At 69.2% G+C, this 12,239-nt stretch carries 10 protein-coding genes; 4 read left to right on the top strand and 6 right to left on the bottom strand.

The genetic code is table 11. The annotated features are described in order from the left end of the window. The first annotated feature begins 1 nt into the window (after position 1). Complete coding sequence (locus D3226_RS04200) at positions 2-844, top strand: LuxR C-terminal-related transcriptional regulator (protein WP_237462226.1); 843 nt, start codon at positions 2-4, stop codon at positions 842-844. On the opposite strand, the gene D3226_RS04195 is transcribed toward D3226_RS04200, so the two are convergent. Continuing rightward, positions 841-1,647 carry a MazG nucleotide pyrophosphohydrolase domain-containing protein gene (locus D3226_RS04195; RefSeq protein ID WP_202381110.1) on the bottom strand — a complete coding sequence of 269 codons (807 nt, stop codon included), beginning with the start codon at positions 1,645-1,647 and terminating at the stop codon, positions 841-843. The genes D3226_RS04200 and D3226_RS04195 overlap by 4 nt on opposite strands. A 164-nt stretch (positions 1,648-1,811) precedes the next feature. Here D3226_RS04195 and D3226_RS04190 point away from each other — a divergent pair, with 164 nt between their 5' ends. Next, positions 1,812-2,363 (top strand): hypothetical protein, encoded by a 552-nt coding sequence (locus D3226_RS04190; protein WP_202381109.1) that lies wholly within the window; start codon positions 1,812-1,814, stop codon positions 2,361-2,363. A gap of 64 nt (positions 2,364-2,427) precedes the next feature. Here the strand turns inward: D3226_RS04190 and mfd are convergent, their stop codons facing one another. The 5 genes from mfd to D3226_RS04165 all read right to left on the bottom strand — a co-directional run bounded on the left by mfd (position 2,428) and on the right by D3226_RS04165 (position 9,293). Beyond that, positions 2,428-6,216 (bottom strand): transcription-repair coupling factor, encoded by a 3,789-nt coding sequence (gene mfd, locus D3226_RS04185; protein ID WP_202381108.1) that lies wholly within the window; start codon positions 6,214-6,216, stop codon positions 2,428-2,430. Further along, the gene (gene pth / locus D3226_RS04180; RefSeq protein ID WP_202381107.1) at positions 6,213-6,800 is read right to left on the bottom strand and encodes an aminoacyl-tRNA hydrolase; all 588 of its coding nucleotides are present in this window, start codon (positions 6,798-6,800) and stop codon (positions 6,213-6,215) included. The genes mfd and pth overlap by 4 nt, the downstream gene beginning before the upstream one ends. 183 nt (positions 6,801-6,983) lie before the next feature. Then, positions 6,984-7,568: a 50S ribosomal protein L25/general stress protein Ctc gene (locus D3226_RS04175; protein ID WP_202381106.1), complete on the bottom strand. Its 585-nt coding sequence runs from the start codon at positions 7,566-7,568 to the stop codon at positions 6,984-6,986. 183 nt (positions 7,569-7,751) lie between these two features. Beyond that, positions 7,752-8,513 carry a uracil-DNA glycosylase gene (locus D3226_RS04170; protein WP_202381105.1) on the bottom strand — a complete coding sequence of 254 codons (762 nt, stop codon included), beginning with the start codon at positions 8,511-8,513 and terminating at the stop codon, positions 7,752-7,754. A 9-nt stretch (positions 8,514-8,522) separates the two neighbouring features. Next, positions 8,523-9,293 (bottom strand): SDR family oxidoreductase, encoded by a 771-nt coding sequence (locus D3226_RS04165; protein ID WP_202381104.1) that lies wholly within the window; start codon positions 9,291-9,293, stop codon positions 8,523-8,525. 259 nt (positions 9,294-9,552) lie between these two features. Between D3226_RS04165 and D3226_RS04160 the strand changes: the two genes are divergently transcribed. Continuing rightward, positions 9,553-10,875 carry a bifunctional o-acetylhomoserine/o-acetylserine sulfhydrylase gene (locus D3226_RS04160; protein WP_202381103.1) on the top strand — a complete coding sequence of 441 codons (1,323 nt, stop codon included), beginning with the start codon at positions 9,553-9,555 and terminating at the stop codon, positions 10,873-10,875. Positions 10,876-11,001: 126 nt separating this feature from the next. After that, entirely contained in the window at positions 11,002-12,216 is a 1,215-nt protein-coding gene (gene metX / locus D3226_RS04155) for a homoserine O-acetyltransferase MetX (RefSeq protein WP_202381102.1), read from the top strand. The last annotated feature ends 23 nt before the right edge of the window (positions 12,217-12,239 follow it).

Genomic DNA, 12,239 nt, shown 5'->3' with positions numbered 1-12,239 from the left:
GATGACCCACCTTTCACACACGCTGCTGCGTGAAACGCTCGATGCTGCCGTGCAGGAGTTCGCACGAGAGACCAGGTTTCCCGTGGCATTCGGCGGATTCAATGCGGATGGCACCACTCGAGTGACTGCTTTTGCGGGTGTCCGGACCCGGAGCCTCACCGGGCTCACGGTCCGTGCCGACCGCGGGCTTGGCGGAAAAGCCATGACTGAGCATCGTGCACGCCTTGCGCAGGACTACGCACGCTCAGCGCTCATTACCCACGACTACGATGAGCAGATCGGCGGCGAAGGCATCGTCACGCTACTCGCGATGCCGGTCATCGTTGACGGCGACGTGCGCGCCGTGCTCTATGGCGGAAGCCGTGATCGGCACTGCGCTGAGGTGCCAAGGCTCGGCGCAGGTGCCTCGGTCGCTCGGGCGCTTGCGCGCGAAATCGGCGTTCAAGATCAGGTCTCGGCTGCACGCTCTCGGGCAGTGAGAACCGATGTGCTCGATATCGAGGGAGAGCCGCTCGAGCAGTTGCGCGGGGAGCACGCGGAATTGCGCAGTATCGCAGCAGCCGTCGCCGACCCCGACGTGCGCGAGCGCATCATCGCACTCGCTGATCGGCTCGCACGCCTCGGCTCCCCCGACCCGACAGCGGAGGCCGTGCATCTCTCCCCGCGCGAGGTCGACGTGCTCGCCCACACCGCCCTCGGGGCGACGAACGCGGACATCGGGCGCGCGCTCCAGCTCGCCGAGAGCACGGTAAAAAGCTACCTGCGCACGGCGATGTCGAAGCTCGACGTGAACACACGGCACGCCGCGGTGGCGGCTGCGCGGCGGTTGGGGATCCTGCCCTAGCTGTCGCCGTTGTGCATCACGCGCGCGGCGAGCCGGTCAACCGCCTGGCGGAGTGCCCGATCCGGATCAATGCTCGCAGCGTTTGCCCGCATGACGAGCGCGAGCATGGCATCGCCGATACCCACTTCGGCGAGGCGCTGCTCGTCGGGACCGATCGCCGCTGCGAGCGGGTCTTCCGGGCTCCCCTCGCCCGCGTTTGGCTGCACGAGCCCGGCACGCTTCAACCGTTCGACCACCTTCGCCGCACGTGCCAGTGTGGGCATCCCCGCGGGGATACCGTCGAGCGCGCCGCGGGAGCCTCGTTCCTCGCCGGCCGCGTCCTCCTTGAGTCGTTCCCACTCCGCGTGGAGCTCTTCCACGCTCATGTAGCCACGGTCGCCGAACACGTGCGGGTGGCGCGCGATCAACTTGTCCGACAGCCTCGCCGCGACGCTCGCAAGGTCGTAGCCCTCGCCGTCGCGCTCCGCGATCGCCGCGTGGAACAGCACCTGGTACAGCACGTCGCCGAGCTCTGAGCTCTGCTCGGCGGGCGGGAGCTCACGCTCCACCGCGTCGACGAACTCCGCGGTCTCCTCAATGAGGAAGGGGGTCAGCGAGGCGTGGGTTTGCGCGGCATGCCACGCGCAGCCGCCCTCCTCAACCATGGTGCGCACGGTCTGTGCGGCGCGAGCAACCGCTTCAGCCGCGCGAGACGTGTCGCTGTGCGGCGGGTCTTCGGGGGCAGGGGCGATCGGAACCGCCTCGGGACTGTCCGCCTCCGATGAGTGGCTGCCGGCCGTGGCTCCTGCGCTCGCGCTGTCCATGCCCCCAGCCTACCCACGCTTCTGGAGTCTGGCTGGGTGCGGGCTCACGCTGAGCTGGGCGCCGCGGCGTGCGGCTCAGCCGATCCTGAGCCGCCCAGGCTACCGTTGACCGTGGATCCGCTGCGCGATCCGCCCCACGAGAGCCGCAGCTCGAAAGGACCCCCATGCTTCGTTTCTCCACCGCACGGCACACCCGCACCGCCGCAGGCGTGGCCACACTCGCGCTCGTTGCGATCCCACTCTCCGGGTGCGCGATCCCGAGCATTGGCAGCGGCGGGAGCAGCGCCGGGTCTGCTGGCGGCACGAGCGGTGGCACGCAGTCGACGTGCCAGGTGGCGAGCGAGGCGATTCAGCGAGTCACCGATGAGGCGGGCAAGGAAATCTCCCAGCTCGTCGCCGACGGCATCGCGGGGAACCCGGTGGATGCCGGCGCACTGGTCGACCCCGCGATCGAGGCGCTCGACGCCGCGACGGCATCGATCACCGATCCCGCGGTGCTCACCGCGATCGACGCGGCTCGGGTCGAGTGGAGCGGCTTCGCGGGTGACCTCGGTTCGCTCGCGCTGCCAGATCTCAGTGGTCTCGGTGAGGGCGACCTGTCGGCCATCGGCGAGCTGCAGTCCTACGGTTCCGAGGTGTCCGCGCTCTTCACGAAGCGCCTCCCGGCCTTGCAGCAGACCGGACAGGAGCTGCAGGAGGCCTGCACAGCGCAGTAGCGCGTGCGCACGTGTCGGAGCGAACCGCGGCGCGGAAGCCGATCCCGCGCCGCGCCGGAACGCTTTACACCGCTGGCGGATCCTCCTCGAGCAGCGTTGCGAGGACGCGCCCCGTCCAGGCCACGATGTCGCCCTCGTCGCCCGTGTGCCGCTGCCCCACGCCTGCGAGCGGGCTGCGTGACAAGGCGGTGCCGCCCGGCAGCGGAATCTGCAGCGAGTGCGTGGCTTCCGTGTAGCGGGACCCGGGATACATGCGGTTCATGCGCATGCGGCGCGAATCGAGCAGTTTCACCGGTTCGAGGCGCAGCGACGGCCCGGCCGCGACCACCTTCGCGAGGCCGAGGCGTGAAGCGCGGCGACGCAGCGCAGATACCGCGGCGAGCCGTTCCACCTCCTCGGGAGGTGCGCCGTAGCGGTCGGTGAGCTCTTCAAGCACGAGTCCGACGTGTTCCTCGGGTGCCTGCGGGTGGGAGGCCGCGGAGAACTTTTGGTACGCCTCGAGGCGCAGCCGCTCGCTCTCGACGTACTCTTCGGGAATGTGCGCGTCAACGGGCAACTCGAGCACCAGCTCGACCGTGCCGGCAACCTCCTCGCCCTTGAACGTACTCACCGCTTCGCCGATCATGCGGAGGTAGAGATCGAAACCGACCCCTGCGATGTGCCCGGACTGCTCGCCGCCCAGGAGGTTGCCCGCGCCGCGCAGCTCGAGGTCCTTGAGCGCCACCTGCATGCCCGAGCCGAGCTCGTTGTTCGCGGCGAGCGTCTCGAGTCGCTCGTTCGCGTGCTCGGTGAGGGGCTTCTCGGGGTCGTACAGGAAGTACGCGTACGCGCGCTCGCGACTGCGCCCCACGCGTCCGCGCAGCTGGTGCAGCTGACTTAGCCCGTACTTGTCGGCCTGGTCGATGATGATCGTGTTCGCGTTGGCGATATCGAGGCCGGTCTCCACGATCGTGGTGGAGACGAGCACGTCGAACTTGCGCTCCCAGAAGTCCTGCACCACCTGCTCGAGCTGGTGCTCGCTCAGTTTGCCGTGCGCCACCGCAACGCGGGCTTCGGGAACCAGCTCGGCGATCTGGGCGGCGACCCGGCTGATCGACGAGACGCGGTTGTGCACGAAGAACACCTGCCCCTCGCGCAGCAGCTCGCGCCGGATCGCCGCGGTGATCTGCTTGTCGCTGCGTGGGCCCACAAAGGTGAGGATGGGGTGACGATCCTCCGGCGGCGTCGCGAGCGTGGACATCTCGCGGATGCCCGTGACCGCCATCTCGAGCGTGCGCGGGATCGGCGTCGCGCTCATCGCGAGAATGTCGACGCCAGTCTTGAGCTTCTTCAGCGCGTCCTTATGCTCCACACCGAAGCGCTGCTCCTCGTCGATGATGAGGAGACCCAGATCCTTGTAAATGATGTTGTTCGACAGCAGGCGGTGCGTGCCAATCACCACGTCGACGGTTCCAGCGGCGAGACCCTCGAGCGTCTCCTTCGCTTCCTTGTCCGTCTGGAAACGGCTGAGCGCACGCAATTGCACGGGGAAGCCGGCGAAGCGGTTCTGGAAGGTCTCGAAGTGCTGGTTTGCGAGCAGCGTGGTGGGCACGAGCATGGCAACCTGCTTCCCATCCTGCACAGCCTTGAACGCCGCACGGATGGCAACCTCGGTCTTGCCGAAGCCCACGTCGCCCGCGAGGAGCCTGTCCATGGGCACGGGCCGCTCCATGTCACGCTTCACCTCGTCGATGGTGGTGAGCTGGTCGATCGTTTCCGCGTACGGGAACGCCTCCTCGAGCTCGCGCTGCCACGGGGTGTCCTGCGAGAACGCGAAGCCCGGTGACGCCATGCGCGCTGAGTAGAGCTTCACGAGCTCCACCGCGATGTCGCGAACGGCCTTGCGGGCCTTCTTCTTCGCGTTCGACCAGTCGCTCCCGCCCATCTTGGACAGCGCGGGTGCCTCACCGCCGACGTAGCGGGACAGCTGGTCGAGCTGGTCCGTTGGCACGTACAGCTTGTCCTTCGGCATGCCGCGCTTGGTCGAGGCGTACTCGATGACCAGGTACTCGCGCAGCGCCTTCGTCGCGTCGCGCCCGATACCGGTGGGCACCATGCGCTGGGTCAGCTCGACGAACTGGCCGATGCCGTGCGTCTCGTGCACCACGAAGTCGCCAGCGACCAGCTTGAGCGGGTCGACCACGTTCTTGCCGCGGCGGCGCGCGAGCTTCTGCCCGCTCGCTGCCTGCGCCGACACCGTGCGACCAAAGAATTCGGCCTCGGTCTCGAGCAGCAGCTGGGCTTCGTCGTTTTCAAAACCCTGCCAGGCGGTCCCCGTGACGAGGTAGATCACGCCGGTGTCGAGCTCGTCCGGCAGCGCGTCGACGATGCGCGCGGCGGCGCCGGCTTCGGCGAGGAGATCGCGTGCGCGCTCCACGAGGCCGATGCCCTGTGCGGTGACGACCGCGCGCCATCCTTCCCCGAGCCGACGACTCAGGTGTTGGATCGCAGCCGCTGTGGGCTCGGCCCCGGGGGCCCGCGTCACGGAACCGCCGCGCACGGTGTAGATCGCGTCGTCGACGCCGTCGATGACGGTGAGGCCGCGGGGCTCGGGCATCGCCGCCTCGGCGCCGGTCGTCTCAGACCCGGCAGCGCGGGATCCCTCAGCGGCGTCCGTCTCGGCGCCGTCCGCGGGCTGCGCCGCTGCGAGCTCGGCCGTGTCGTCTGCAGCGTCGCGCACAAAGCCGGTCGTGCTCCACCACGGGCGCCCTGCTGACGCGGAGCGGAGCTCCGTCACGGAGAGCAGGCCGGCGTCGTCTGTGGGGACGGGAGCATCGGCTCCCGCGGTGGCGGCGTGCCAGGCCGCCTCGAGGAACTCGCGGTTCGTCTCGGCAAGGCTGACCGCACGCCCGGCAACCCGCTCGGGTGCCACAACGAGCACGGCGCCGCCCGCGGGCAGCAACTTCGTGATCGGTGCGAGACCTGGCACGAGCTGCGGCAGGAGGCTCTCCATGCCCTCGACCGCGATCCCCGCGCTCATCTTCTCGAGCATGGGCGCGAGCGCGGGGAAACGCGGCAGCAGCTCGGCGGCACGCTCACGCACCGCATCGGTGAGCAGCAGCTCACGCGCCGGCCACAGTTCGAGCTCGGGCACCGGGTCTCCGGCGGAACGCTGGTCAGACACCGCGAAGCGGCGGATCTGATCCACCTCGTCGCCGAAAAAGTCCACGCGCATGGCCTGCTCGGCCGTGGGCGGGAACACGTCAAGGATTCCACCGCGCACGGCGAACTCACCGCGCCTGGTCACCATGTCAACGCGCGTGTATGCGTAGTCGACGAGGCGGCGCGACAGCGCCTCGAGCCCGCCTCCGCCGGCGCCGCCCTCGGGGGTGTCTGCGAGCACGAGATCGTGCCCCGCCCGCAGCACCACCGGCTCGGCCTGCGACGCGTGCGGCGAGACCGGCTGCAGAGCAGCGCGCACGGAGGCGACGAGCACGAGCGGCGGCGCGGCCGGGTCTGCGACGTCATGCTCGCGCAGCAGGCGCAGTGCGTGCGCGCGGCGCCCCACGGTCTCGGCGCTCGGGCTCAGCCGCTCGTGTGGCAGCGTCTCCCACGCGGGAAACTCCGCGGTCACCGCGTCGGGGATCAGCGAGGCGAGCGACTGCCGAATCGCATCGGCCTCACGGCTCGTCGCCGCGATCACAAGGAGCGCGCCGCGGTCGCCCGCGGCCCGACGCCGGCGCAGAAGCCCGGCGATCAGCGGCGCACGCAGACCGTCTGCGACGGAGAACTCCGCGTCCGTCGCGGCGGCGTCAAGTGCACGCGCGAACGACTCGGAGCGTTCGAGCAGCAGATCAAGCCCGGCGAGGCTCACTTGCCCGCTCCGTGGAATCGCTGCTGCGCGGCGAGCAGCCCATCGTCGATGAGTGCCTCGGCCGCGTCCGCGGACTCCTCGAGCAGCACGGGCAGGTTGGCGCGCTCGGCCGATGCGAACGGCTTCAGCACGAAGTCGGCGGGATCCTGCTGCCCGGGGGGCCGCCCGATCCCAATCCGCACACGCAGATAATCCGGAGTGCCGAGCGCCTTCGCGATGTCGCGCAGGCCGTTGTGGCCACCGTGGCCACCGCCCTGCTTGAGCTTCAGCGTGTCAAACGGCAGGTCGAGTTCGTCGTGCAGCACAATGACGCGGTCGGCGGGCACGCCGAAGTACTTCGCGAGCGCGCTCACCGGCCCGCCCGACGTGTTCATGTAGCCGTTCGACTTCGCAAGGATCAGCTTTGCGCCGCCCGGGCGAATGCGCCCCTCGGCGATGCGCGAACCCGTCTTGTGAGGCGAGAACTTGCCACCGATGCGGTCGGCGAGCACGTCGAGCGCCATCTGGCCGACGTTGTGCCGGGTCGCCTCGTACTTTGCGCCCGGGTTGCCAAGCCCAACAATCAGCCAGCTGTCTTCAGCCACGTGCTTCTCCACTTTCCCCTGCAGTTTTCGCCAGAACACTCGCACCTCCGCGCACACTATCCTCGCAGACCCCTCTGACACTGGCCGCGTCGGCCGCACACCACCCGGGCGCTCGGCAGAGAGACAAACGGCCCGCCGGCCCGGCGCGAACGCCGGACCGACGGGCCCGAAAGACTTGGCTGCTTACTCGGCAGCGGCCTCTTCGCCCTCAGCCTCGTCAGCCGAAGCCGCACGAGGTGCCACGATGTTGACGGCGAGTGCGTCAGCAGCGTCGAGGAGCGATGCGCCCTTGGGGAGCTCGATCGCGCCGGCGAGGATCTGCGTGCCGTCCTCGAGGCCCTCGACGTCAACGGTCACGTTCTCGGGGATCGAGGTTGCGGGAGCGCTCAGGCGGATGGTGTTGAGCTCCTGCAGCGCGTTTGCGCCGTTGAAGGGCTCGCCCGTCACGTGCAGGGGAACCTCGACCTCAACGGTCTCGCCCTTCTTGACGATCACGAGGTCGACGTGCTCGATGATCTGGCGTACCGGATCCTTCTGCACGTCCTTGACGAGCACGAGCTGCTTCTTGCCCTCGATGTCGAGCTCGATGAGCGCGTTCGCCTGGCGGATGATGAGGCTCAGCGGGTGCGTCTCAACCGAGATGTGCACGGGATCGGTGCCGTGGCCGTAGATGACCGCGGGGGTCTGGCCGATAGCGCGGAGCTTGCGGGCGACGCCCTTGCCGAAGCTCTCGCGAGCGGAAGCGACGAGCTGGTTGGTGTCCGTCATGATGTTCTCCTTGCGGGCCGCAGCCCGGTCAGGGCGGCCGGGCCGCCAGATCTGGTGTCTCGCACTTGCGTTGCAACGCAGCAAGATGGCCCGCAGAGGCGTTCCGTCCCGCGTCGATAACGGGCGCCGAAGCGCCCCTCGCCGAAGTACAGCTGCCAAGTCTACACGATGCGCAGCGACCACTCAGTCCCAGAGTGTCGGCTGCGCCGGAGCCGCGCCCGCAATCTGCCAGTCGATGGGCTGCGCGCCCTGCGCGACGAGTGCCTCGTTTGCGCGACTGAACGGCCGGGATCCGAAGAAACCGCGTGACGCGGACAGCGGCGACGGGTGCGCGCTCTCGATCACGGGCGTCTCGCCGAGCAGCGGGGCGAGCGCTCGCGCATCGTTGCCCCACAGGATCGCGACGAGCGGGCCCCCGCGCGCGGCCAGCGCGCGGATCGCGCACTCGGTGATGGCTTCCCACCCTCGGCCGCGGTGCGACCCCGCCTCGCCCGCGCGCACGGTCAGCACGCGGTTGAGCAGCAGCACACCCTGGTCCGCCCACGCGCGCAGGTCACCGTTCGGCAGCGGCGTGGCGCCGACATCGCTCTCCAACTCGCGTGAAATGTTCTGCAGGCTGCGCGGCAGCGGGCGCACGGCCAGGTCCGTCGCAAACGACAGTCCAATGGGGTGGCCCGGGGTGGGGTACGGATCCTGCCCCACGATCAGTACACGAACATCCGCGAGCGGTCGCGCAAAGGCAGCGAACACCAGCTCGGGATCCGGCAGCACCGCATGTGCCTCTCGCTCTGCCGCAAGCCACTCGGTGACGGCGTCAAACTGCGGCGCCTCTGCGGCGAGCGCGCTCCCCCAGTCGGCCGCGATTCGACCGGCGGCGACGAGCCCGTCGAGAGTGCCAGCCGCGGGCGCGGAGTCGCCGTGCTCGGAAAGTGTCGTGGAAACCATGCGCTGCCCTCAGACCCGCGGCGTGAGCGGGCCGCGGTGTGTGTGGAAGACACTCGACTGGGCGACCGGGCGCAGCACGATCAAATCCTGGTTCACGTGCGGGGGCTGCTCAAACGCACCGACGAGCACCTCGGCAACCTCACTCGCCTGCAGCGGCAGAACGTCAGCATAGGGTTTCGCCGCGGCGGCCGCGTCGCCACGCAGGCGGTTGAGCGTGAACTCCTCCGTGTGCACGAGGCCGGGCGCGAGTTCCATCACGCGAATCGGTTCCCCCGCAAGCTCCAACCGCAGGACCCCGGTGACCGCGTGCGCCGCGAACTTGGCGGCGTTGTAGCCCGCACCGCCCGGGTACACGCTGTGTCCGGCGGTCGAGGTGACGTTCAGGAGGGAAGCCCAGCCGCTCTCGGCGGCCCCCGCCCGGAGAATCGGGAGCAGCGCGGCGGTGACCGAGCGCAGTCCGAGCACGTTCACTTCAAACATGCGTCGCCAGTCGTCGTTCGACGACGCTTCGACGGACTCGGTGCCGAGCGCGCCACCGGCATTGTTGACGAGGCCCGTCGCGCCACCGCTCGCCGCGACCTCCGCAGCGAGCGCGGCAACCGCGGCCTCGTCGGTCACGTCGCACACGATGGGGTGCGCACCCGTTTCCGCAGCGAGCGCCGCCAGGCGGTCGGCCCGGCGCGCCACAGCGACCGTCTGCCAGCCCCGCTCGGCGAACCGCCGCACCGTCGCCGCGCCGATTCCCGAGCTTGCTCCGGTCACCACTACTCGCTGTGTCATGCGACGCTCCATTCCTGTCCTTGCACGTCATTCCGGCGTCGGCGCACCGCACCGCTGCCGGGTACTGCCCCGGTACTGCCCGGTACTGCCCGGTGTTGCTGCCAGCGTAGCGTCCACGCACGCGCCGGTTTCATTACGCGCAGTGTCGCCCCGCGTTGCCTCGGGTGCGCGGAACCTCGTACGCTCGTTCCCAGCAGCACCTCCCTCACCCGTCACAGACTTTTCCCGCCGCCAGGCGCACACGCATCAAGGAGCAACCATGACTGATCAGAACGTTTGGGGCTTTGAGACCAAGCAGATCCACGCCGGCCAGGAGCCCGACCCGACGACGGGTTCGCGCGCACTGCCGATCCACCAGACCACGGCGTTCGTGTTCGAGGACTCGGCGCAGGCCGCGAACCGCTTCGCGCTCGCCGAGCTCGGCCCCATCTACACCCGCATCACGAACCCGACCCAGGAAGTCGCCGAGCAGCGCATCGCCGCGCTTGAGGGCGGCACGGGAGCGCTCCTCCTCGCGAGCGGCCAGGCTGCGTCGACGTTCGCCGTGCTGAACATCGCCAACGCCGGCGACCACATCGTCTCCTCCAGCTCCATCTACGGCGGCACGTACAACCTGTTCAAGTACTCGCTTGCCAAGCTCGGCATCGAGGTCACCTTCGTTGAGGATCAGGACGACCCCGCCGCGTGGCAGCGCGCCGTGCGCCCGAACACGAAGCTCTTCTTCGCCGAGTCGATCGCGAACCCGCGCTCGAACGTGCTGGACATCCGCGCGGTCGCGGACGTGGCGCACGAGAACCACCTCCCCCTGATCGTCGACAACACCGTCGCAAGCCCGTACCTCGTGCGCCCGTTCGAGCACGGTGCCGACATCGTGCTGCACTCGGCAACCAAGTTCCTGGGGGGCCACGGCACGACCCTCGGCGGCGTGATCGTCGATGGCGGCACCTTCCCCTGGTCGCAGCACGCGGACAAGTTCCCGGGGCTCACCGAGCCGGATCCCTCCTACAACGGCGTCAGCTACACGGGCGCGGTGGGCGATCCGATCGCGTACATTATCAAGGCCCGCGTGCAGCTGCTGCGCGACCTCGGTTCCGCCATCGCGCCACTGAGCGCCTGGCTGCTGCTCCAGGGCATCGAAACCCTGTCGCTGCGCATTGAGCGTCACGTGCAGAACGCGCAGGCGATCGCCGAGTGGCTCGACTCGCACGACGATGTCGCAACGGTCTACTACTCCGGCCTCCCCACGAGCCCCTGGTACGCCGCGGCGAACCAGTACGCGCCGAAGGGCGTAGGCGCCGTGCTCTCGTTCGAGCTGAAGGGCGGGGTCGACGCCGGCCGCGCGGTCGTCGAGAACGTCGAGCTGTTCAGCCACGTCGCGAACATCGGCGACGTCCGCTCGCTGATCATCCACCCCGCGTCGACCACGCACTCGCAGCTCACGCCCGAGCAGCAGCTCACGGCTGGTGTGACGCCCGGCCTCGTGCGCCTCTCGGTGGGTCTCGAGCACATCGACGACATCAAGGCGGACCTGGAGAAGGGCTTCGCTGCCGCACGCGCGGTCGTTGCGGCGGCACGCGCGTAACACGGGCACGGCGCGCGCCCACCAGGGCACAGTTTCCACGCGGGGGTGGGGTGTTTTCAACAGCACCCCACCCCCGCGTCGTAATATTCACCCGCCCGCCCCGCAGGACGGGCACAATGAGGAGCTATGGACTGGCAGACCCCTGAGGATTCGTTTCCCACCGACTTCATCACCGACGCGCAGCTGCGCGCACTCATGGGTCGCCCCCCGATCTCTGGTGCGTGGCGTGATGGCGACCCGGTCGGGGCGCGGCAGTTCGTATCGATCGGCGCCTTCGCCACCGAGTTCGGCGGGGAGCTCCCCGCGGTGCGGATCGCCTACGAGACCTTCGGTGAACTGAACGAAGCGCGCGACAACGCGATCCTCGTGTTCCACGCGCTCACGGGCGACAGCCACCTGGTCGGCTCGGCCGGGCCGGGGCATCCCACCGATGGCTGGTGGACCGAGATCGTGGGGCCCGGGCGCCCGCTCGACACCGATCGGTTCTGTATCATCGCGCCGAACGTGCTAGGCGGCTGCCAGGGCAGCACGGGCCCCGCTTCGCTCTCCCCCGAGGGGCAGGAGTGGGGCGGCCGCTTCCCGTACCTGACCGTGCGCGACCAGGTCGCAGCAACCGCCCGCTTCGCCGACGAGCTCGGCATTGACCGATTCCACACCGTCATCGGCGGCTCGATGGGCGGCATGCACGCGCTGGAGTGGGGCATCACTCACCGTGATCGCGTCGACCGGCTCGCGGTCATCGCCGCGCCACCCGTCACGACGGCGGATCAGATCGGCCTGAATCTCGTGCAGCTCGAGGCGATCCGCTCCGATCCCAGCTTCCGCGAGGGGAACTACTACGACGCCCCCGATGGGATCGGCCCGCATCACGGCCTCGCCACCGCGCGCCGCCTCGCGCTCCTGAACTACCGCAGCAACACGGAGCTCGACGAGCGCTTCGGCCGGTCCTGGCAGTCGGCGGTGAGCCCGCTCGGCGGCGGCGGCCGCTTCGCGGTGGAGTCGTACCTCGACTTCCACGGAAACAAGTTCACGCGCCGCTTCGACGCAGGCAGCTACGTCACGCTCGTGCAAGCCATGAACTCCCACGATGTCGGGCGCGGTCGTGGCGGTGTGCGCGCGGCGCTCTCAACCCTCGATCTGCCGACGCTCATCATCGGCATCCCGAGCGATCGGCTCTTCACGATCGAGGGACAAGACGAGATCGCGCGGCACACTCCGGGCAGTCTCGATGGGGATCAGGCCACCCGCATCGATTCCCCGTTCGGGCACGACGCGTTTCTCATCGAGTTCGAGCGCGTGGGCGCTCAGCTCACTCGCTTGATCGAGACGGCCGCGCGCTAGCTCGGCTCGCGTGGTGCCGCGCG

Source organism: Leucobacter chromiireducens subsp. chromiireducens (genome assembly GCF_016758255.1).
Classification (GTDB): Bacteria; Actinomycetota; Actinomycetes; order Actinomycetales; family Microbacteriaceae; genus Leucobacter; species Leucobacter chromiireducens.
The sequence above is the reverse complement of the archived record's forward strand: the minus strand, read 5'-3'. Positions and strand labels throughout refer to the sequence as shown.

What these genes read in the sequence shown, in the direction of transcription:
- metX (WP_202381102.1), top strand. Translation starts at nt 11,002, where the DNA reads ATGGACTGGCAGACCCCTGAGGATTCGTTTCCCACCGACTTCATCACC.
- D3226_RS04165 (WP_202381104.1), bottom strand. Translation starts at nt 9,293, where the DNA reads ATGACACAGCGAGTAGTGGTGACCGGAGCAAGCTCGGGAATCGGCGCG.
- D3226_RS04170 (WP_202381105.1), bottom strand. Translation starts at nt 8,513, where the DNA reads ATGGTTTCCACGACACTTTCCGAGCACGGCGACTCCGCGCCCGCGGCT.
- D3226_RS04160 (WP_202381103.1), top strand. Translation starts at nt 9,553, where the DNA reads ATGACTGATCAGAACGTTTGGGGCTTTGAGACCAAGCAGATCCACGCC.
- D3226_RS04190 (WP_202381109.1), top strand. Translation starts at nt 1,812, where the DNA reads ATGCTTCGTTTCTCCACCGCACGGCACACCCGCACCGCCGCAGGCGTG.
- D3226_RS04175 (WP_202381106.1), bottom strand. Translation starts at nt 7,568, where the DNA reads ATGACGGACACCAACCAGCTCGTCGCTTCCGCTCGCGAGAGCTTCGGC.
- D3226_RS04195 (WP_202381110.1), bottom strand. Translation starts at nt 1,647, where the DNA reads ATGGACAGCGCGAGCGCAGGAGCCACGGCCGGCAGCCACTCATCGGAG.
- D3226_RS04200 (WP_237462226.1), top strand. Translation starts at nt 2, where the DNA reads ATGACCCACCTTTCACACACGCTGCTGCGTGAAACGCTCGATGCTGCC.